Here is a 21,487-nt window from a genome sequence, read left to right as displayed (position 1 = left end):
GCACTGAAATAGGTTGCGGTGGCGTCGGCCTACGAGGGAACCCGTGTGACCGCCACGGCGGACTCCGTGAGGCTGCCCAGATACAACGTCCCGTCCTGCTCGACGACACCGGTCACCATCGAGAAATCGGTGCCTTCGCATTGCAGGTCGTGCACCAACCGGCCTTCGAAGTCGACCGCCTGCACCCACACCGTGCGTTTCGGCTTCGGCCGGGCACGATCCGGCAGCGCCCAGACGATGCGCCGCAGAATTCCCGGCAGCGGAAGCAGACGATCCAGCAGCGGATCCCTCGGAGCGGGAACCGCGATCCACACCAAGCCGTCGCTGCCGAGGGCCATATTGTCCGGGAACCCGGGCAGATTCTCGACGAGGAGATCGTGGGTACCCGCTTTCGGGCCGGTCAGCCAATAGCGTGCCACCCGGTAGCCCGCGGTCTCCGCGACCAGCACGCAGGTGCGGTCGGGCGCCAGCACCACCCCGTTCGCGAATTGCAATCCCGCGATGAGGGTTTCGACCTTACCGTCCGGATCCCGGCGCATCAGCCTGCCGGTGCCCGAATGTTCCAGCAGGTCGCCGGTGTATTCCGCGAGCGAGTACCGACTCGAGGACGAGGAGAAGTAGATCGTGCCGTCGGTGTCGCGCACGACATTGCTCGCGAATTTCAACCGCTCGCCGTCGATCTCGTCGACGAGCACCTCCACCGTGCCATCGCGGTGCCGTTCGAGCAGCCCCCGCTCGAAATCGCAGATGAGCAGACTGCCGTCCGCGTCGGCGTGCAGGCCGAGCGGCCTGCCGCCGGTGTGGGCCAGCGTCTGTACCGACCCGTCGGCCGGATCGATCGCCAGGATGGAACCGTCGTGTATTCCGACGATCAATTTGCCGTCGGGGGAGCGAACGACATCCTCGGGCCCGTCGCCGGGAAGTTCGAGTCGGCTCACCCGGGGCAGGGGAGGAGTGCTGCTGGTTCGGCGTGCGCGAGCCGTGGCTCGGGGAGGTTGCCAGCGCTGCGGCTTCATTGTCGGTCCGGCGGTCATGGCTCAGGTTAGCTCGGACGTCACGCATCGCATGGTCGGTTGAACCATAAAATAAATAGTGCTACGTAGATATGCGCATCAACGCATGCAAGCGCGCTATTTAATCGGTCGACCACAGCTGAAACTCACACCAAAAACCGCATAGACGGGGAAGTGGCCTCACATGCACTGTTGTAACAGCGAGGCCCCTGGCCCTGCGCGCACAGGCTGTTGCAGCAGTGCCGGATCGGGCCGGCCAACGCGACTGTCGCGCTCAGCCTTGCTCGGCGGCGACTGGCAGGCGCCGGTCGCAACAGGCGCAGGCGACCGCCAACATCGGCTCGCGGTTCTGGATGGCTATCGGGGTCACCCGTTGGGGTAGCCGTAGCATCGGCCGAATTTCGGGCGGATATGGCGTAGGGCGCTGGTAGGGCACGGTTTTCGGGTTCTTGTGCTGCGGTGTGGGTTGGTTGCTGCTTTGCTGACTGCGGGCATCGATCGCGTGACGACGGATTCGGCTGATCGGCGGCCGCGGATCTCGCGACACATGTCGCGGTCGCATCCGGATCGTGGGGGAGAGCCATGGCCTTCCAGCGCCGGGGAAGTGTCGTCCCGAACGGCGGCTTGGCGAGGGAACTCTCGGTGGCACCGCGCGGCTGTACTCTGTCGGACTGTGTCCTGCTTCGGCTCGTCGTCTATGTCGTAGTCGCACGACAGGTCATTCGATAAATCCCGCTATCTGGATATGCGTATGGATGCATCAATGCCATATCCAGTCAACTTTCATCGAATACCTTCCACTACCAAAGAAGGCTCGAGACGGCGAAGGCTCCACGCGGAGTACGTTTCCGTCCTCGGCGGTCGACTCGCGGTGGTGGCGCCGATCGGGAATCGGCGCCGCTCTCACGGCTGCCGTGTGATCGCGTACCAGAGCACCGCGAGCGTGCCCGCGACGAAAAGCGGTGAGATGAGCCAGGTCTCGACCTTGTTGCCGGTGCGTTCGATGATCGGGAACCGCACCCGGATATCGAACGGCCAGAAGAGCCTGCACCCCTTGTCGGTGAGGCAGTCGCCGAGGATGTGGGCGAGGGCGCCGAGTCCTACGGCGAAGGGCAGCCACGACGGTTTGTCTGCCAGCCAGTGATCCATGGCGAATGTTCCGGCGGCGGCCAGGACGGCGACGGTGCCCCAGGCTTTCACGCTGTCGCCGCCGGGGCACAGGTGCAGGGCGCGAACGGCCAAGGCCAGTAGGAAGAATACGAGCGCGAGGGTGAACGGTTTGCCGAGCCAGTGCACGCCTGCCCACGTTCCGTAGGTGACGAGAGCGACGAACAGCAGCGAGTGCGTGCCGTGCCGATGTCCGCCGGATACCTTCGAGATGATCGTGCACAGGATGTAGGAGATCGGTCCGAGCACGTGTGCGATGGAACTGTTGGGGTGGTCCGCGTCCGGGAGCAGTGCGGCTCCCGCGGTGAGGAAGGTGCCGAGCAACAGGTCGGCGATGCCGAGATGTCCGACGCCGGCCTGCACGGCCGGATAGGTCAACGCGGTGATGGGTAGCGCCACTGCTGCCCCCGACCAGGCCAACGCGCCACTGGTCGCATGTGAGTGTCCGAGCATAATGGTTCAACGCTAGTCGAACAGGCGAACGAACAGTAGCCGCGTCGATGCCGGATAGTGTTGGCGCACAAGGTGATACGTCTGTGTTATCAAGATCACCAACGGGCTGGTCGTCGACCGCGGACGATCCTGCCGCCATCGGTCCCCGCGAACGACCTGTCGCCGTGGCATTTCCGGCACGAGACGTGGGCGACCTCGTGGCAACTCCTGTCGCAGACGCCGATTTCGTGGCCGTAGCCAGCGCAATGCCGCTGATCGACATCTTCTCGTGACCTACCGGTCGCGTGCATTCCCGGCTACGGCTATGCTCGTGTCCCGATATTCGAAACTGCTTGTCGGTCTGCTTATTTGACAATGTCCGAACAAGAAGTGAGGTGTCAGGGGACAACGACATTTTCCCCGGTAGGCGAGCGCGCGAGGGTGGTAGTACGGACTTTGTCACAGTCATCGAATCAAGTGGATGACGGCGTTGGGGACCCTCCGGTCCGTGGTAGACGCCTCCCACACGTGACATGGTGGGGATGCCTTCTCATCTCCTCGGGCGGCGTCGGCGTCGCGGTGTACTACGCGCCGGAGGAAATGCGAATTCCGTTGGCCATCGGCGGCGGAACGACCGCGGTCGTACTTTCGGTAGCGGTGTCGGCGGCGGTGTATTTCCGGAGGGCTTCCCTGGATGCCCGCGCCGAGGCCGTCAGTACCCGTGAACAACTCGCCGCCGCACGCGGCGATGTGCTCGACACGCGCGACGAAGCGCACGCCACCATCGTCTCGGCGACCGCCGAGCTACGTTCCCAGGTCGTGGCCGCGGAAAAAGCCACGGCGGAACATTATTCGGCGGCCAGGAGCAGTGAGAGTCGTCGCGTGGCGGCCATGGCGGCGTTCGCGGGCGCCGCGGGACGTATGCAGGCCATGACGACCAGTATGCTCGCCGAACTGCGCGAAATGGAGCACAAGCACTCCGATCCGTCCGTGCTCGCCGACCTGCTGCAACTGGACCATCACACCGCCCAGGCGGGCCGCCTCGCCGACAGTATCGCTGTGCTCAGCGGTTCGCGGTCGGGTCGGCGCTGGGCCAAACCCATCGCCATGCAGTCGATTCTGCGTGGCGCGATGGGCCGCGTCGCGGGTTATCAACGGGTCCGGTTACGCGCCGTCGCGAATATCGCGATCGCGGGCCACGCGGCCGAGGGCGTCATGCACGCCCTCGCCGAATTGATCGACAATGCCTGTAACTTCTCACCGCCGACCACCGAGGTGCATCTCTACGCGGCCGAGGTTCCCGCGGGCGTGGTGATCACCATCGAGGACAGCGGCCTGGTGATGAGCGAATCCGCGCTGCGCCGCGCCGAAGCGTCCGTCTCGTCTGTCGCGCCCGGTAGCCGGAACACCTCGGGAACGGATCTGTCGACCCTGTCGGGGACCAGGCTCGGTCTCGCGGTCGTCGGTTACCTGGCCCGCAAACACGGGCTCACCGTGTCCTACCGGCCCTCCGCGATCGGCGGCACCGCTGTCGTTGTCGTGGTGCCGCGAGATCTCACCACCAGGGTCGACATCTCCGTGGTCGAGCCCCCGGTCGGTCCGCCCGCACCGAGGGCCCTCGCGGTCGCCGCGCCGGTCGCGGCCGCGCCCGCTCCGTCCTCGACTGGTATCGAACTGCCCAAACGGCGGCGTGGAAGTACTTTCGCCGCTGTCCATCCCGAAGGTCTGAGCGACAAGAAGCCCGCCGAGATCAGCTCCCCGCCGACGACGACGAAACCCGCCGCGCTCGGTGCGTTCCAGCGGGCGATCACCGGCCGGGAGCCCGCCGTATCCGCCCCATCTGCCGCCCAGGAGAACGACTGATGACAACTTCCGTGCCTTCGCAGCTGAGCTGGTTGCTCGAACAACTGCTGTCCCGCACCCCGGGCACCAGGCATGCGCTGCTGCTGTCCAGCGACGGGCTCAAGATGTGCCACAGCGAACGGCTCACCGAGGACAGTGCCGATCAACTGGCGGCCATCGCCGCCGGGATCCAGAGCCTCTCGCACGGTGCGTCGATCGAATTCGGTGACGGACGCTCTGGTGTGCGTCAGTCGATGACCGAGTTCTACGGCGGCATCCTGTTCATCGTCGACGCGGGCATGGGCGCGCATATCGCGGTCGTCGCGGGGGAGGACTCGGACGCGGGACTGGTCGGCCACAACATGCGGGAGTTGGTCGAACAGCTCGGTGATCATTTGGCGACCACCCCGCGCTTCGGGGAGGAGAGCGTGTCGTGAGCAGTAGACCAGGCCGTGACGAGGATCCCGACCGGCTGTACACACTGACCGGCGGCCGAAGCAAACCGGATTACGAGCGCTTCGACTTCGTCACCCTGGTGGTCAGCGAATCCGAGCCGACATCGGGGATGAGCAGCGAACACGCCGCGATCCTGACCATGTGCCGGGCGCCGACCGCGGTGGTCGAGATCGCCGCGGAACTGCGAATTCCCGTCGGCATCACCACGATTCTGCTTTCGGACCTGCTGCACGCGGGCAAGATCACTGTGCGTCACCCCCAGATCGGCAAGGCGACTACCCCCGGTGCGCCGTGGAATTCGATGCCGGACACCACCACCCTCGAGAAGGTGCTCGTTGGACTCCGCAATATTTGACCCTCGGCCGACCCGCGCCGACGCACCGCTGCACTCGGACACCCGTCAGGGCTTGAAAATCGTGATCGTCGGCGGTTTCGGTGTCGGCAAGACCACCATGGTGCGTTCGGTGAGCGAGATCCGCCCCCTCGACACCGAAGCGACGATGACCCAGGAAGGTCTGCACGTCGACGATCTCACCGGGGTGACCGGTAAGACGACTACCACGGTCGCGTTCGACTTCGGGCGGATCAGCATCGACGCCGAACACGTCCTGTACCTGTTCGGCGCGCCGGGACAGGAACGGTTCTGGTTCCTGTGGGATCGACTGTTCACCGGCGCGCTCGGCGCGATCGTGCTGCTCGATCCGCTGCGGATCGCCGATTCGTGGTACGCCATCGATCGACTCGAGCACCAGGGGATTCCGTTCATCGTCGCCTGCAACAATTTCGGTGGATCGCTGGACCCGGCCAGGATTCGCGACGCGCTCGATCTGGACCCGGATGTGCCCCTCATCGACTGCGACGCGCGGTCGCGTGAATCCTGTAGAGATGTGCTGGTCGCGCTGGTCGAGCGGCTGTTCGCGTGCCGCGCCGTCGCGCGTGAGCGTCGATCCTTCGTCGGACGGACCCCGGAGAACGTGTCGTGACCAACCCGAACGTCGTCTCCGCGGACAGCACGGGCACCCGTGCCGCGCCGGCCGGGAAAGCTCCGGTTCCGCTGAGCGGTCCGCGTTTCCATTCCGATCCGCAGCGCCTGTACAACGATATGCGGCGCGAGCACGGTCCGGTGGTCTCGGTGGAACTGCCCGGCGGTGTTCCGGCCTGGCTGGTCATCGGCTATCGCGAGATGCATCAGGTCACCAGTGATCCGGAGTTGTTCCCGCGTGATGTCGCGCTGTGGAACCAGTGGCCCGAGATTCCCGAGGACTGGCCGCTGCGGCCGATGGTCGGGCAGCCGATGCCGTCGGTGTACTACACCGCGGGCGCGGAACATCGCAGGCATATCGAGATGGTCGAGTCGGCGATGGACACCGTCGACCAGTACGCGTTGCGTCGCGTCTGTGAGGATCTGGCCGACCGGCTGATCGATAATTTCTGCGGTAAGGGCGAAGCCGAACTCGTCGCCGACTACGCCGAGCCGCTACCGATTCTCGCGCTCGCCTGGATCCTCGGGTTCCCCGACGAGGTCGGCGGCCAGCTCGCCTGGACGATGAAGGCCCTGGCCGACGGCGGCGCGGACGCCCAAGCCGCGCACGGGCAGTTCTTCGGTCATATGCAGCAATTGCTGGCCTCGACCAAGGCGCGGCCAGGCGACAGTCTGGTCTCGCGGATGCTCGAGCACGAAGGGTCGTTCACCGACGAGGAGTACGTGCTCGACCTGATGGCGATCACGGCGGCCGGGCATCTGCCGACGTCGGACTGGATCGGCAATTCGGTGCGTCTGATGCTCACCGACGACCGGTTCGCCGCGTCGATGGGCGGCGGCCGCCACAGTGTCGGTCAGGCGATGAACGAGGTCCTGTGGGAGGACACGCCGACCCAGATCCTGTCGGGTCGCTGGGCCGCCCGCGATACCCGGTTGGGCGACAGCGTGATTCGACGCGGTGACATGTTGTTGCTCGGGCTGGCGGCCGCGAATTCCGATCCGCATGTGCGTCAGCACGTGGCGGATTCGGTCGAACCGGCCTACACCGGTAACTGCGCGCATTTCGCGTTCTCCCACGGTGAGTACCGGTGCCCGTTCCCGGCGCAGCAGATCGCCGAGATCATCGCGCGCACCGGTCTGGAGGTGCTGCTCGACCGCCTGCCCGATATCGATCTCGCGATTCCCGCCGAGACGTTGGTGCGTCGGCCTTCGGCGTTCCTTCGTGGAATGACATCACTGCCAGTCCGTTTCACCCCGGTCCGTGCTGTTGGAGGTACTCCGTGAGTCAGGTCTGCCCACATGCTCTCGTCATCGATCCCATGGTCGCCGATCTCGCGGGCGAGACCGCCCGGCTGGTGGCCGGGGAGCCGGTCGAGCGCATCGAGTTACTCGGGGTGCCCGCGTGGACGGTGACCCGTCACACGCTGGCCAGGCAGTTGCTGGTCGATACCCGCCTGGTCAAGGACATCAACGCGTGGTCGCTGTGGCAGAACGGGGTGGTGACCAGGCAGTGGCCGCTGATCGGCATGATCGACGCGGGCCGTTCCATGTTCACCGTCGACGGTCCCGAACACCGCAGGCTGCGGATCAAGACCACGCAGGCGTTGACCAAGCGTCGGCTGGACGCGCTGCGCCCGGTGGTCGAGCGGCTCACCGCCGAATTGCTCGACGATCTCGAGGAGGCGGGGCGCGGGGGAGCCACGGTCGACCTGAAGTCCGTCTTCGCCTATCCGCTGCCGATGCGGGTGGTCAGCGAGCTCATGGGGGTCGACCGCAGCGATCACGCCATGCTGCTCGACTGGTACAAGGCGTTCTTCTCGCTGTTGACCCCGCAGGACGAGCGGTTGCGCGTCATCGACGAACTCGACGCCTATTTCACCACCCTGGTGCGCAAGAAGACCGCCGATCCGACCGACGACCTGACCAGTGCCCTGATCCAGGCCACCGACGGCGGTGAACCGCTGACCGAGGAAGAAGTGGTCGGCAACCTCAAGGCCCTCGTCGCGGCGGGCCACGAGACCACGATCGGGCTCATCCTCTGCGCGGTTCGCGCACTGCTGACCAATCCGGAGCAGTTGGCGCAGGTCAGCTCCGGTGATGTCGGCTGGGATGTCGCGGTGGAGGAGACGTTGCGCTGGGACAGCCCGGTCACGCATCTGCTGATGCGTTTCGCGACCGAGGACATCACCGTCGAGGGTATGACGATCGAGAAGGGTGAAGGTGTCGTCATGTCCTACCGTGCGATCGGGCGTGACAGTTCCGTGCACGGTCCGGACGCCGACGTTTTCGATGTCAATCGCCCGACGGCGAACCGGCACATCACTTTCGGTCACGGTCCGCATATCTGCCCCGGCGCCGCGCTCGCGCGGCTCGAGGGCGGTATCGCCCTGCCCGCGTTGTTCGCCCGCTTCCCGCGATTGCAGCTGGCGACACCGGTGGAGGAGATCCACAATCTTCCGGTCCTGACACAGAACGATCTGGCGGCGTTCCCGGTTCGCCTGGGCTGATCGACGTCGTCGCGGTGTCGTCGCAGGCGGCGACACCGCCATGATCTGTCACATCGTTTCGTCCGACGCGCTGTCGTGCTCGCTCGGATCCGTCTGTCCTGGCACGATCGCACCCGGCTTTCCGATATCGTGCCGGGGGTCCGTTCCTCGAGCAAAGGGTAGGTTCACGTGAGTTCGGTAGTCGATGCACCCGATGTCGCGTCACAAGTGGGGCACTATTACCAGGCCGAAAGCACCTATGAGGTCGGGCGGGAGAAGATCCGCGAATACGCTCGGGCGGTGCAGGACTACCACCCCGCGCACTGGGACGAGGACGCGGCGGCGGAACTCGGCTACAGCGGTCTGGTCGCGCCACTGACCTTCACCTCGATTCCGGCGATGGCCGCCAACCGGCTGCTGTTCGAGACCGTGGTGGTCGGCTACGACATGTTCGTGCAGACCGAGCAGGTTTTCGAGCAGTACAAGCCGATCGTCGCGGGCGACACGCTCGTCACCGACGTCGAACTGTCCTCGGTGCGCCGGATCGCGGGCAAGGACCTCATCACCGTCACCAATACCTTCACCGACGGGTCCGGCGAGGTCGTGCACATCATGCACACCACCGTCGTCGGCATCGCCGGTGAAGGGGTGGATCCGGAGATCACCCACGCCGTGGAGAACATCATGGTGCACGGCGTGAACATCCTCGGTCGTGGCCGGACCGCCGAGGAGATCGCCGCCATCCGCGCGCAGCCGACTCCGCGCCGCCCGGAGGGGGAGTTGACCCTGTCCTTGGAAGGTGCTGCCCGGATCCCTTGCACCGCAGCCTCGTTCGACGATCTGAGTGTCGGCGACGAACTCCCGATCCGTAACGCGCGCATCTCCCGCGGTGACCTGGTGAACTACTCCGGTGTCTCCGGTGACGGCAACCCCATCCACTGGGACGACAGGGTGGCGCGGCTGGCCGGTCTGCCCGACGTCATCGCCCACGGCATGCTGACCATGGGCCTGGGCGCGGGCTTCGTTTCCACCTGGTCGGGCGACCCGGGAGCCGTCACCCGATACGGTGTCCGCCTGTCGAATTTCGCCCTGGTCGACGCCAAGGAAGGCGGGGAGATCGAATACACCGGCCGCGTGAAATCCCTCGATCCGGCGACCCGCAGCGCGGTCGTCAATATCGTGGCGAAGTCCGGTGGCCGCAAGATCTTCGGCTTGGCGACCACCAATATGCAGTTCCGCTGAGCAGACCGGTGCGAGGGCCGGCGAACCATCGTCGGCCGCCACCAGCGAATTCCAGGGACTTGCGTCAGGTCGACGCGGTTCGGGCTATGGCCAGGAGGTGCGCGCTGGTGTCGATGATCCGTGGGTCCTGCTCCAGCAGGCGCGCGCATCGTAGGGCGGCTGTCATGAGTGCCGGGTCGCCGCCCGGGCCTGCCTGGTCGAGGGCCATCCAGGCGGGGCCCTCGACGCCGTAGATCCGGACGTCGACGAGACCGGCCGCTTCGACCTCGGAACGCAACTCGTCGGCGGTATGCCAGTGGGTCGGCATGAAACCGACGTGGCCGTCGTATTCGCCGGTCGCTATCACCTTCCGTACCGAAGGGGCGAGGGTGTCGTCGAGCGAACCGTTCGTGCCGGATTCCAACGCCGACAGGTAGCGGCTGATCGCCGCCGCGATGAGAATCCCACCGGGGCGAAGAACTCGCACGGCCTCGCTCAACGCGGTCATTCGGTCGGCGGAGTCCGTGAGGTGGTACAGCGGACCGAGCATCACGACGGCGTCGACCGAGTTGTCGGCGGTCGGCAGGCGTCGTGCGTCGCCGACCTGTGCGGTGACTCCGGGCAGCGCCGCGGCCGCCTCGACATGTTCGGGGACGGGGTCGAGGAGATGTACCGAATGACCGTCAGCGGCGAGCCATCGGGCATGCACGCCGGTCCCGCCACCGACATCGAGCACCCGCACCGGCGACGTCAGGACACGGCGCACCAATTGTTGCGTTCGAAGGAATTCCAGACGGCCGTGCGCGGTCCTGAACAGGCGATCGCCCTCCGACGCAGTCGAATAGTGTTGTACGAGATCGGAAGTCATACCGAATACTGCCCGTCGGTGAGCGTGGCGGCAACGGATTATCCGGACGCGATTCGTTCGTAGCTGCCGAGCGTTCTGCTCACGGGCAGAACAGTTCGCCCGCGCTGAGCCTCGGTTTCGCCGCGTGGCCGGACCGGCTTGCCGTCCACCGGCACCGGCTGTGCCATCGCTCGCCGGTCGACGGCGTCGGGTGTGAGGGCCGCGGCGGTTTGGATGCCTGATGGTATGCGTGCGGCCGGGCGTGCGGGGACCGACAACGGCTCGGGCCGTGGCGATCTCGGTGCGGACCCACGCCGAATCTCCACATTTGACGCGTCTGCTCTCCACACCGTCTGGCTAGGGTCCCCCTCATGGCACACAGCGCAGCGGTGACGGGGAGGGGTCGATGACCGACCACGGCGACCAGACGGACGAACGCGCGGCCGACACGGCCGAGCCGACGTCGGACAGCACCGCGCACACCACCGTCGACGACGCGGCCACGAAATCTTCGGACGACCACCGCGCCGTGACGACAACGACTGTGCAACGGGCCGCGCCGAAATCCGAACCGTCGGCCCCCGAACCCGAGATGGAGAAGCGGTCCACCGTCACCGACGCGGACCACGTACCGATTCCACCACCGGGGCCGATGCCCTCGGTGACACCGGTTTCCGTGCCGAGTGGTCCGGCCCCCGCGGGATGGCCGACCGCGCCCGGCGGCTCCGCACCGTACGAACATGGACCGCGCTGGCGTCGAGTCGTGTGCCCACCCGGAGTGCTGCCCGCCGCGGTTGTCAGCGGAACCGTCGCGGCGGCCGCGATTCCGCTGGATCGCCCCGGCCTGGGCTGGCTACTTGCCGCCGCCGTCACCGCGGTGGCGATATTCGAGGTCGATCGGCGGGCGAGAAGGTCCGCCGCGCCGAACCTTTCGGTACCGGCGGCGCGCGCGGCGGAGGTCCCGTCCACGTCGACGGTATCGGAGAGTGCGGCCGCCGTCGCCGTGATCGATTCCGAAGCGGCCCAGGACAATCGAAGCGTGTCACCACTGGCCCGCGTGGTGCGCAATCGTGAACGAATCTGGTGGACCGCGATAGGTCTCGGCCTGCTGTCGGTGGGTACGTTCCGTGCTGCGGGGTGGCTGTTCGTGCTGTGCGCGATCGCGGCGTCGGTCGCGGGCTCCCTCGCGGTGATCGGACGGCGCACGGCTCGGGGCACCTGGCACGACGTCGTGGCGGTACCGTTGGCCACGATATCGGCGGCTATCCCGTGGGCCTACGCGCGAGCGGAGAGGATTCGCGGCAATGGGCCCTCCGTACGAACCAGTTGGTCGATCCTGGTCACCGGCGCGCTGCTCGCGGTGCTGGTCCCGCTGCTCGGAAGCGCCGACGCGACATTCGGCGCACTGGTCGGTGATGTGGTGCCCGAAATCGGCACCGGCACGGTCCTGCGGTGGATTTCACTGTTCGTCGTGGTCGGAGCAGGTTCGCTGGGGGCGATGTATCTGCTGGCGGGACCACCGCCAACGGCCCTGGCCGCCGCACCCGAGCGCAGCCTGCGCCGCCAGGAATGGGCGCTGCCGATGGGTGCGCTGACCGTCTTGTTCGCGTTTTTCGTCGCGGTCCAATTCGTCGCGCTGTTCGGCGGCGACGACTATGTGCAGCGCACCTCCGGTCTCACCTACGCCGAATACGCCCGCACGGGTTTCTGGCAGCTGTCGATCGTCTCGGTGCTCACCCTCGCCGTCATCATGGTCGTATTGCACCTCGCGGGCAGGGACAACGCCACCGACCGCGCGTGGTTGCGAACCCTGACCGGCGCGGTGAGCACGCTGTCGCTGGTGATCGTCGCGTCGGCCTTGGCGCGAATGTGGACCTACCAGCAGGCGTACGGGTTCACGGTGCTTCGGCTACTGGTCGAAGTCTTCGAACTCTGGCTCGGCCTGATCTTCGTGCTCATACTGGCCGCGTTGCCGCGGCTGGACCTCACCTGGCTGCCGCGCGCCGCCCTCGGCACCGCCTTCGCGACACTGCTCGCACTGGCGCTCATCGACCCGGAACGGCTGATCGCCGACCGCAACATCGACCGCTGGGAACACGGCGAATCACTCGACACCGAATACCTGACAACGCTGTCCCCGGATATCCTGCCCGCGCTGACTCGTCTACCCGCCCCGATGGGCACCCCGATCCAGTCTTCGATTCGCGCCGACATACCCGACGATTCGTGGAATTCGTGGAATCGCTCGCGTGCACGCGCACGCTGAGGGATCAGTTCGATCGGCGGAAGCCGCCTTCGGTGTTGATGATCTGCCCGGTGATCCAGCAGGCCTCGTCGGTGGCGAGCCAGGCGATGAGGCGGGCGCATGGAAACATCGTCGTTGGCCTCGTGGCGCTCGGTCCAACTCAACCGACGGTGGTGATTCCCGCGAGGATGAGGTCGATTCCCGCGAGAAACTGTTCGCGGTCGTCGTGGTCGCGCAGCTGGGCCGACACCCTTCTGACGAAGGGGTATTCGGCCGGATCGAGTTGCGCCCACTGTGCGGCGATGGTGGCGAGGTAGGTCGAACGGTCGGTTCTGCCGCCGTGGATGCGGGCGTTCGCCGCGTTCTGTCCGGCGACGCCGAGTATGTAGTTCACGAGCGCGGACGCGGAGTCGAACTGGGCTCGTTCGGGGACGCCGAGAGCTTCGAGTTGGCGACCGATGCGCTCGAAGATTTGCAGCATGGCGGTTTGCGCGGGTTCGCGGGCCAGTTGGGCGCCGACCCAGGGATGGGTGTCGATCACGTCGAACACGCCGACGGCGACCGAGCGGATCACTTCCTGAGGTGTCGCGCCCTCGGTGACCTCGGTCATGACGCGGGCGATGACGTCGTCGGTGGTCGCGGCGAGGAGTTCGTTCTTGTCGGCGACGTGCCAGTAGATCGCCCCCGGTCCCGTCGCCAGGCGTGCGGCGAGTGCGCGGAAGGTCAGAGCTCTTTCGCCCGCGGTGTCGAGGATGTCCTGCGCGGCCTCGACGATCCGCCGCTTGGAGAGCGCGTCGGTGCGACGTTCGGTCCGCTGTGACTTGGTCGCCATGCGGATCATCTTGACACGGATGGAACGATGTTCCAACATGGCATTGATGGAACGCTGTTCCAATGACATCGAAAGGAGTACCGAGATGACGACAACACCGATCACGATCATCGGCGCGGGCCTCGGCGGCCTCACCCTCGCACGCGTCCTACACGTCCACGGCATCCCCGCCACGGTCTACGAGGCCGACGCCTCGGCAGACACCCGCACCCAAGGCGGTCAACTCGACATCCACGAACACGACGGCCAGATCGCACTCGCCGCCGCGGGTCTCACCGACGAATTCCGCGCCATCATCCACCAGGGCGGAGACGTCGCACGAGTGCTCGACCAGCACGGCACGGTCCTGCTCGACGAACCCGACGACCGAACCGGCGCACGACCGGAAGTGCTGCGAGGCGACCTTCGCCGAATTCTGCTCGACTCCCTGCCCGCCGACACGGTCCGATGGGGGCACAAGGTCACCCTGGTCCGGTCGCTCGGCGACGGACGACACGAACTGACTTTCGCCGACGGTTCGACCGTCACGACGAACCTCCTCGTCGGCGCAGACGGCGCCTGGTCGAGAATCCGCCCTCTGGTCTCCGACGCGAAACCGGAGTACATCGACGTCACCTTCGTGGAGACATACCTCTACGACGTCGACCAACGGCACCCGGCCACGGCCGAAGCGGTCGGTGCGGGCGCCATGTACGCGCTCACCCCGGGAAAGGGGATCGTCGCGCACCGGGAAGCGGGGGACATCCTGCACACCTACGTCGAACTGAACCGCCCCGCCGAGTGGATCGCCGACATCGACTTCACCGACGCCACCGCCGCGGCCGCCAGGGTCGCGGCCGAGTTCGACGGATGGGCTCCGGAACTCACCGCACTGATCACCGCCGGCGAAACCGCACCCGTCCCACGCATGATCCACACCCTCCCGGCCGGCCACCGCTGGGACCGCGTGCCAGGAGTGACGCTCCTCGGTGACGCCGCGCACCTGATGCCACCGTCCGGCGACGGCGCGAATCTGGCGATGCTCGACGGCGCCGAACTGGCGGAGTCGATCGCCGCGCACCCCGACGACATCGAAGCGGCACTCACCGCCTACGAGACCACCCTGTTCCCGCGCAGCGCGGCGGCCTACGCGGACGCCCACGAGGTGATCGAACTCTGCCTCGGCGAGCGTGCGCCGTTCGGACTCGTCGAACTGCTCGAAGGCGTCGCCCTCCAGGAACAGCACTGACTGCGACTTTGCCGCGCATGCCAGAGTGAAGGGTTCGTCGATCACGGCCGAGAAACCAGAGGCCCACCACGTTGCCTCCGCAGCGTCGCGCCACCGGACCACCGCCCGTGCCGGACTCGAACTGCCGGGTGCCGACGGCTGGGATCCACCGGATCCGTCGGTGTGGGGACGTCCCGGGCAACACTGAGCCGGGGGAGTCGGCCGCACCGGTCGGGTGCTGCGGATCCGCCGTGCGGTTGCCCGTAGGCGCGAGTTCGAACCGCACATCCGTCGCCGACACCCGGCGGTACCGACACGTCGGTTTTATGGCCGGTTCGCGCTGTTCGGCCCGCTGCGGCGGTTACGGTGAGTGCACGTCCACACTGAACCCAGGTCAGGAGTCGTCGTGCCGAAGTTGGAGATCAAGAGTAAGTCCGAACTCTCCCGCAAAGAGGTATCCGAGCGACTCATCGCGATCGGACATGCACTCGCGAATGGCTCGGAGGTGGAAATGGGGTCGGGTGGCGATTCGATCGAAATCGTCGTCGCCGACCACGTCGAATGGGAACTCGAGATCGAAGTCGACGGCGACAGGACAGAAATCGAGATCGAGATCAGTTGGCGCGATGATCCGTCCGGCGAATCCGGGGGCGACCTGGAGGCGGTGCCCGCGGTACCACGTAAGGCCGCGCGGCGGGCCCGGGCACGTAAGGCGACGGCCAAGTGATTCGCGCGCTTTGTGTCCACGGTTGAGATATGGGAAGGGGCTGGTCGCCTGCCTGCCGAGCGGCGGGCGGCCCGCGGTGGGTCGGCTGCGGGCGAGCGGTAAGTTGACATAATGTAGATTATCGGCGTTAAAATCCGCCTCATTTATGCCACGTGGAAATAGTCTGGAGTCGGTTGTCCGTTCCGGAAAAAGTTGGCAGTAATCCGGGAAGAGTTGGCAGTGTCCGGATGTGGGTCGTTTTCCGGTAAAAGGTGGTTGTTGGTCGCTTGTTTCTGTCGATCTTCGTATATTTATGCATTTTCGTAGTGTCACAGTGACGTAAGTTGCTTGTGTGGCTGATGTGGCGTGATCCGGCGCTCTCAGGTTTTTCTGGATCGGTGTCCTCGGTGGTGGCCGGTTCGGGTGTGTGCTGGGGTTTTGTGTTTCCGGCACTGTCAGGTTTTTTCGGACGGTGTGTGGTGTGGGTGTGTCGGACTGTGGTGTGTCTCCGCGACTGTCGGGTTTTTCCGGATTTTCTCTGCTGCTGTCATGTTTTATCGGATTTTGGGGTCCTCTCCCCGGGTTGTGTTGTGCTGCAAGGGTTTTGCCGATAATAAGTAATTATGTCAAGTCGAGGCTCGGGCTGCCTGTCTCTCACCTCCGCCACGCCCCCGGTGAAGCGCTCCCTTCCGGGCGATCATCGAGCCCCGGGCGCTGCGGGCGTAGCGCGTGTGCGCTGTTCGGAGGTAGGCGACTGGAACCGCCGAGAGGAAACCCTGTCGGACGTTCCATCGAGGGGATGCGCCTTCGTCGCGAGTCGACAGGTCGGCTCGCGACGGCTGCACCCCTTCCCCCTCCCCTCCCTCCGGACTCGGATATTACGTCACGTGACGTAATATCCGGCGGTTGGGGGGAGACGGCGCACACGATACCTGTGCGGGACGGTAGACCGGCCGCGCGCCGACCCAGCCTACTGCGGCGCCGCAGTAGGCCGCTCGCTGGCTACCCTCGTCGTGCTCGCTTGCCTGGCCGCGATCATGCCGCACGCCGCGCACGTCCCGGTGCTGACCGTCGCGTTGTTCGCGCTCGGGCTCTACCTCGGCGGCAACCAGGTATGGTGGCGCGGCCGCAGCACGAGGACACCCCTCGTCCTGGTGAAGTGCGTGGCGAGCCAACTGCTGATGTGGAGGGTCATGACCGCCGACGGCGTACCCGACCCGTGGCTCGGTTACCTTGTCCTGATCGTCCTCGTGTCCGCCTCGCAGAACCTGTTCGTATTCGCCCGGACCGACGCCGCCGATGTCGACTCGCTGCCAGCGTAGCGTTGAAGGCGGCGTAGTAGCGAAGTCGGCGTGCTCCCGGACTGGCTGCTGCTCGCGGCCTGAGGCGGTGCTCGGCCCGACTCGGCCACGCGGTCGTCCGAGTGGCGCTGCATACGCGGTGACGAGCGTGGGTCCGGCGCATCCATTGCTTCACCGTCTGATTCCGAAAGCGGCGCCCACTCAGCAGATCCGGCCGAATTCTCCAGGGAGGGGATCATCGAGCGCAGGGTTCCTATAACTGGGGCATGCGAATTTTCACGCCCGTACGTCGGCTCGCACGCATCGGAGCTCGGCTGAGGTGACCGATCAGAACAGGCAGGTGCTCTTCCTGGGCGCCTCATTCGACTACCTCACCGATCGGCATACGGCTGCGTACCTTACCGGTCTTCCACCGGACCCGATGCTGCCGGTCATGAAGAACGGGATGCTGGGGGTCGTGCGTTCCCAGCTGCCACGAGGTTCCAGTCAGCAGGCGGCGAGCCGCGTGGACCGTGCGAGAGGCGGCGCGGCTGGGGATCCCGATCCGTTCTCTCGCAGCCGGATACAGGCAACGTTGGTCCGTAGCTCCGGAACCGCGCGGGATGCCGATGCCGAGCTGTACGAGCTGCTTGAGGAGCACGGCTTCGTCGGCCCGGTGTGGCAGATCGTCAGCGACCACCTCGCGCGGTGCGGGCTGGCGAGCCTGCGTGCGTGGATCCCCAACCTCGTGTTCGCGAAGCTGGTCGAGCGCGGTATCGACCTGCGGCCCAGCGCTGTCGAGCTCGCGCGTCTGTCCCGCGACGAGGTCTGCGAGGAACTCGCCGTCGCGGCGGTCGGCACGGCACTGGCCCGGTTCCGCACGGCCGGACTCGCCGGCAAGGGGTGGCGACCCGGGAGCGCGAGTATGGCGACCTTCTTCGTCGGCGGCTGTTTGTTGAGTTTCGCCGAGGAGTTCCGGGCCTTTCGGCGCCAAGAGCAGGAGTGGGCCACGCACCTTCGCCTGGACGACCCCGACGTTGTTGCAGAGGCCGTGCTGAGCCGGTCCGAGGAGGAACACGCGGCGCGTGATGCCGACGACGAGCGGTTCGCCGAGCAGATCGGCGCGGTGCTCTCGACGATGGACGCGCGCGACGGGCAGATCCTGCTCGGCAAGGCCGCGCGCGAAAGCAATCAGGCCATCGCGCAGAAGTTGGGCACGACGGCGAAGTCCGTCGAGCGCCGCTGGTCGCGACTGATGACGATCTACCCGTGGGCGCGGGAGCTGTCTCGCGGCCGCAAGCCGGAGAACTCATGACCAACGACAACGACCTCGAATTCTGGAACCTGGTGGGCGTTGAGCCCGAACCATCGGCTACGGGCCTGTGGCAGGTCAAGTTCCACGCGTCCGACTCCCCCGCGGTCGGCATCGATGACGACGACCCGGTAGCGGGGTGGGCCGAGGCCGCCATCCGACTCGACGACGACCTGATCATCCCCGAGCCGGTCACAGACTTCGACGGCGAGGCGGTCGCCCTCGCCGAGGTACACGAGATCGCGTTGCGGCGACGCGTGATGGCGCTGGTCGAGCGCAGCTCGATCGGCGGGCAGGCCGTCGGCGTGTCGACCGTCGACCTCGACGGCGGCGCGGTGGCCGAGGTACACGAGATCGCCGCCACAACCGACGTCACCGAACAGGACGCGATCATGTGGGCAGAGGCAGTCAACCAGCACCTCGCCGCGGGGGCGACGACTCCGCTACAGCATCTCGCCCCCGTGCGGCCCCTGCCGACGGTGCCCCGACTGTCCGGAGCTCCGGACTACATCACCACGCCCAAACGGTTTTCGGCGGCAATCGCACGGGTGAGAGATCTCCACAACCTCTATCGTCTCGGGCCCTCAGCCAGCGATCATGAGGCAATCATGTGGCCCGACATTGTGAGCCCGCACCGCACCGACGAGTCGACATCCCCGCCGCCGGATCACCTCATCGCCCCACGCCCGTTCCTCACGTCGCTCGGATGCACGCCGCCGGGCGGCCTCAAGCGCGATCGTGACTCGGCGCTCGCGGCGATGCTGCGTGTCAGCAGCGCCTCACCGCCGATCGAGGCACGCCTGCGCGCGTTCATCGAAGCGTGCTACCCCGGTGCCGAGGACCGGTCTCAGTGGTCCAGGAACGCGGACCTCGTCTGCGTGCGTCCGGGGATAGTTCTGGTGCTCGCTGGGGCGCTCGGTTACACGAGCGAGGAATGGCCGTGGCGCGAAATCGACTTCGAGTCGATCCTGCCCGGACTGTCGAGGACCGCCGCGACGGCGTGCCGACGGATCCGGGAAGTGGCCTGGATGCGGGAAGCTCACCCGCGGGAACCGATCGGCATCAACAAGACGGGGTCGCGTGGTCCCGCGCTCACTCCCGAGGAAGTAGCCGAACTGGTGGCCGTACGCCGATGAGGGAGCCGGCGGCGGGCCCTCGCTCCTATACGAGAGCCTGCCGCTGGCTCGCCGCGATGCACGAAGATTGCGACGAGTCGCTGACAGCGGTCCGCCCAGCTTCCATGGGGCGGGCCGCTGCGAGGCCGCCTCCTCGCAGGTCATCACAACCTGTCAGAGGACATAAATGCGAAACTCCGAGAACACACCTGCTGGCGAGTCCGGTCCGGCGCGCACCGTCGTCAGCGAGCGCGCGCCCGCCGAAATGCACGCCACCGGCTGGACCGTCGCGGGCTGGACCGTCGGTCTGCTCGGCGTGCCGCTGGTGGCGGTACTGGTGTGGAAGCTGGTGCGCCCCGAGGTCGCCGACCCGCGCCACGCCGCAGCGGTCGTGGTGCTGCTGATGGGCGCCGGGCTCGTTGCCGCGCTGCTGTTCTTCACCGGGCCCAGCGACCGCCATCGCGTTCTGACCGGTATGACCCGCCCGGTGGGGGCCGTGATCGGTGCGCTCACCGGTACCGGTGCCAAGACCGTCACCGCCGTGGCGGGCGGAATCCGGATATTCGCCGGGGCCGCGGGCGCGGGGTTCCACGCGTTCATCGCCCGGATGCGCGTCGGACGCGAGGCTCCCGCGGTCGAGCAGGATGCCCCGCGCGACCCGATGGAGGACCCGGCATGAGAGGAGCTCGTAACTTCCGATTCGGGTGGCCAGCGGGATCTGGTCATCGCCGCGGCCGACCAGCGCGAGTTCCAAGCGCTGACGTGCGCTGCACGCGCCGACATCCGGTCGCTGAGATCGCGCGGCGGGCGGGTTCGCCGTTGACCGGCCACGACGGGGCGCCTGCCCGGCGCTACCGCAAACCGTCTCGATGGGCCGGCCTTTGGGGTAGAGGCGACCCGCTAGATGTTGCGGTCCCCAAGCGCGGTCGCACCGACGAGGACGCCACAACCACCTGGAGGCATGTGGGTGGTCGGGGCCCCTGCCTGATTTCGCTTCGGGCTGGTATCTTCACCTACGACCGGCACTTCCGATTTCTTCAATTGCCCTGTCACATAACCGATTTCCGCTACAGGATAGTAGCGGAGAAGCTGCTGGGGCGGTGCGCGTGCGGGATCGGAACGAGGGCGGGCCCCTCGGCGGACTCGATGAGGCGGCGATGCTGCCGTGATACCCGGCGGCGGCGGGAAGGGGGACAAAATCATGGCCGAGCCGACCGATTCCGGCACCGGACTGGGTGCGGGTGCGGGTGATACGGTCGCTGCCTTCGCCGCTGATTTGAAGGCGCTCAAGGCCCGATATCCTCAGATCTCCTACGAGGCGATGGAGCGCAGACTACGGCGCCGGAACATCGAAGTTGGGCGCAGCACGTTGAACAACGCGATCAAACCCGAGTCGCTGGCCACCGAAAGGACCGTACGGGCCTTCGTCGTGGCATTGACCAACGACGAACAGCTCGCGGCCCAATGGATCGCTCGCCGTGCCGCTCTGGTGCCGCTGGAGATCCGTGAGCGCACCGACGACCGCGAACCGGCTCCGCCGCGACGCTCATCTACCGGTAGGTGGTGGCTACTCGGCGCGGCGGCGGCCGCAGTCCTGATTCTGAGCAACGTCGTGACCGCCGCGGTGGTCGTCTCGCGGGTCGCCCCCGACCTGGCGGCCGCCCCTGAGGTCCATACCGGTGATGACCCCGGCAAGACACAGTGCCGCAACGACGCGAAGGTCGCTGCCAGTACCAACAAACCGAAGATGTTGCTCGAGATCCTGTTCTCCCACACCTGTGACGCAGCATGGGCACGAATCACCCGCTACGACAACGCCGGTCGCGGCAACCGCCTCGAAGTAGCGATCTATCGCCGCTCCGACCCACACGGGCCCACCCGCCAGGACGCCGTGGAACCCGATGTGGACTCCGCCTACACCTACCTGATCGTGCGCGCTGACCCCACCGATCGCCTCTGCGCGCAAGGCGCGATCACAGTCGAAGGTCACACCGAAGCAGTCGGCCAAGAAATCTGCACCTGAACCGGGTTAGAAGGATGAGGTGCTCTCCGGGCGCCCCATGGCCACTGGGAGACCGGCGGGCCTGCCCATCGCGGACCTGTTTCTTGATCGGCGCGAAAAAACCGGCAGGGCCTTGGTCGACTCGACCACCGGCATGTTGATGCGCGCTGGACCTTTGGCCCCGTATCGCGATGGCCGTCACGCCGCGCAGCTGTCTCGAGCCGCCCGCGACGGTCTCGTTGATGTGATACTCGCGGCCCTTCGAACCGGACAGTAATACACCGCGAAGTGAACCTCGTTCCTGGCGATAGCCTCTGCGTTCGGCGCGCGTGTTGTCGAGCA

At 66.5% G+C, this 21,487-nt stretch carries 19 protein-coding genes; 15 read left to right on the top strand and 4 right to left on the bottom strand.

The window, feature by feature from the left end; all coding sequences use genetic code 11:
• Positions 1–29: 29 nt before the first annotated feature.
• On the bottom strand, positions 30–938 hold the full coding sequence (locus tag JZ792_RS25540) for an SMP-30/gluconolactonase/LRE family protein (RefSeq protein ID WP_308165458.1): 909 nt from the start codon (positions 936–938) through the stop codon (positions 30–32).
• Positions 939–1,916: 978 nt separating this feature from the next.
• Entirely contained in the window at positions 1,917–2,633 is a 717-nt protein-coding gene (locus JZ792_RS25535; protein ID WP_216914172.1) for a metal-dependent hydrolase, read from the bottom strand.
• Positions 2,634–3,140: 507 nt separating this feature from the next.
• On the opposite strand from JZ792_RS25535, the gene JZ792_RS43045 reads away from it, so the two are divergent.
• The 7 genes from JZ792_RS43045 (at position 3,141) to JZ792_RS25500 (ending at position 9,620) form a co-directional block, all read left to right on the top strand.
• A complete protein-coding gene (locus tag JZ792_RS43045; RefSeq protein ID WP_308165457.1) occupies positions 3,141–4,475 on the top strand; it encodes a sensor histidine kinase in 1,335 nt (444 codons plus the stop codon).
• Positions 4,475–4,891 (top strand): roadblock/LC7 domain-containing protein, encoded by a 417-nt coding sequence (locus JZ792_RS25525; RefSeq protein ID WP_216914170.1) that lies wholly within the window; start codon positions 4,475–4,477, stop codon positions 4,889–4,891. The genes JZ792_RS43045 and JZ792_RS25525 overlap by 1 nt, the downstream gene beginning before the upstream one ends.
• Positions 4,888–5,265, top strand: coding sequence for a DUF742 domain-containing protein (locus tag JZ792_RS25520; protein WP_109524743.1), 378 nt, complete (start codon positions 4,888–4,890; stop codon positions 5,263–5,265). The genes JZ792_RS25525 and JZ792_RS25520 overlap by 4 nt, the downstream gene beginning before the upstream one ends.
• 52 nt (positions 5,266–5,317) lie before the next feature.
• Positions 5,318–5,893 (top strand): GTP-binding protein, encoded by a 576-nt coding sequence (locus JZ792_RS25515; RefSeq protein WP_216914168.1) that lies wholly within the window; start codon positions 5,318–5,320, stop codon positions 5,891–5,893.
• A complete protein-coding gene (locus JZ792_RS25510; protein ID WP_216914166.1) occupies positions 5,890–7,176 on the top strand; it encodes a cytochrome P450 in 1,287 nt (428 codons plus the stop codon). Before JZ792_RS25515 ends, JZ792_RS25510 begins: the two co-directional genes overlap by 4 nt.
• Positions 7,173–8,399 (top strand): cytochrome P450 family protein, encoded by a 1,227-nt coding sequence (locus JZ792_RS25505; protein WP_308165456.1) that lies wholly within the window; start codon positions 7,173–7,175, stop codon positions 8,397–8,399. Before JZ792_RS25510 ends, JZ792_RS25505 begins: the two co-directional genes overlap by 4 nt.
• Positions 8,400–8,567: 168 nt before the next feature.
• Entirely contained in the window at positions 8,568–9,620 is a 1,053-nt protein-coding gene (locus JZ792_RS25500) for a fused (3R)-hydroxyacyl-ACP dehydratase subunits HadA/HadB (RefSeq protein WP_216914164.1), read from the top strand.
• Between the two features lie 64 nt (positions 9,621–9,684).
• Here JZ792_RS25500 and JZ792_RS25495 read toward each other — a convergent pair whose 3' ends face one another.
• On the bottom strand, positions 9,685–10,467 hold the full coding sequence (locus tag JZ792_RS25495) for a class I SAM-dependent methyltransferase (protein ID WP_216914162.1): 783 nt from the start codon (positions 10,465–10,467) through the stop codon (positions 9,685–9,687).
• 385 nt (positions 10,468–10,852) lie between these two features.
• Here JZ792_RS25495 and JZ792_RS42205 point away from each other — a divergent pair, with 385 nt between their 5' ends.
• Positions 10,853–12,712, top strand: coding sequence for a DUF4153 domain-containing protein (locus JZ792_RS42205; protein WP_254190333.1), 1,860 nt, complete (start codon positions 10,853–10,855; stop codon positions 12,710–12,712).
• 139 nt (positions 12,713–12,851) lie between these two features.
• On the opposite strand, the gene JZ792_RS25485 is transcribed toward JZ792_RS42205, so the two are convergent.
• Positions 12,852–13,523 (bottom strand): TetR/AcrR family transcriptional regulator, encoded by a 672-nt coding sequence (locus tag JZ792_RS25485; protein ID WP_308165454.1) that lies wholly within the window; start codon positions 13,521–13,523, stop codon positions 12,852–12,854.
• Between the two features lie 85 nt (positions 13,524–13,608).
• Between JZ792_RS25485 and JZ792_RS25480 the strand changes: the two genes are divergently transcribed.
• The 7 genes from JZ792_RS25480 (at position 13,609) to JZ792_RS25450 (ending at position 21,166) form a co-directional block, all read left to right on the top strand.
• Positions 13,609–14,751, top strand: coding sequence for an FAD-dependent oxidoreductase (locus tag JZ792_RS25480; RefSeq protein ID WP_216914160.1), 1,143 nt, complete (start codon positions 13,609–13,611; stop codon positions 14,749–14,751).
• Positions 14,752–15,136: 385 nt separating this feature from the next.
• The gene (locus tag JZ792_RS25475; protein WP_216914158.1) at positions 15,137–15,457 is read left to right on the top strand and encodes an amphi-Trp domain-containing protein; all 321 of its coding nucleotides are present in this window, start codon (positions 15,137–15,139) and stop codon (positions 15,455–15,457) included.
• 992 nt (positions 15,458–16,449) lie between these two features.
• Complete coding sequence (locus tag JZ792_RS25470) at positions 16,450–16,758, top strand: DUF412 domain-containing protein (protein WP_216914156.1); 309 nt, start codon at positions 16,450–16,452, stop codon at positions 16,756–16,758.
• A 298-nt stretch (positions 16,759–17,056) separates the two neighbouring features.
• On the top strand, positions 17,057–18,031 hold the full coding sequence (locus tag JZ792_RS25465; protein WP_216914154.1) for a hypothetical protein: 975 nt from the start codon (positions 17,057–17,059) through the stop codon (positions 18,029–18,031).
• Positions 18,028–19,164, top strand: coding sequence for a hypothetical protein (locus JZ792_RS25460; RefSeq protein ID WP_216914152.1), 1,137 nt, complete (start codon positions 18,028–18,030; stop codon positions 19,162–19,164). The genes JZ792_RS25465 and JZ792_RS25460 overlap by 4 nt, the downstream gene beginning before the upstream one ends.
• Before the next feature lie 166 nt (positions 19,165–19,330).
• Entirely contained in the window at positions 19,331–19,822 is a 492-nt protein-coding gene (locus tag JZ792_RS25455) for a hypothetical protein (protein ID WP_216914150.1), read from the top strand.
• 522 nt (positions 19,823–20,344) lie between these two features.
• Positions 20,345–21,166: a DUF2690 domain-containing protein gene (locus tag JZ792_RS25450; protein WP_216914148.1), complete on the top strand. Its 822-nt coding sequence runs from the start codon at positions 20,345–20,347 to the stop codon at positions 21,164–21,166.
• Positions 21,167–21,487 lie beyond the last annotated feature (321 nt).

The organism is Nocardia noduli, from assembly GCF_019038455.1.
Taxonomy (GTDB): domain Bacteria; phylum Actinomycetota; class Actinomycetes; order Mycobacteriales; family Mycobacteriaceae; genus Nocardia; species Nocardia noduli.
This window is presented reverse-complemented; position numbering and strand designations above follow the sequence as displayed.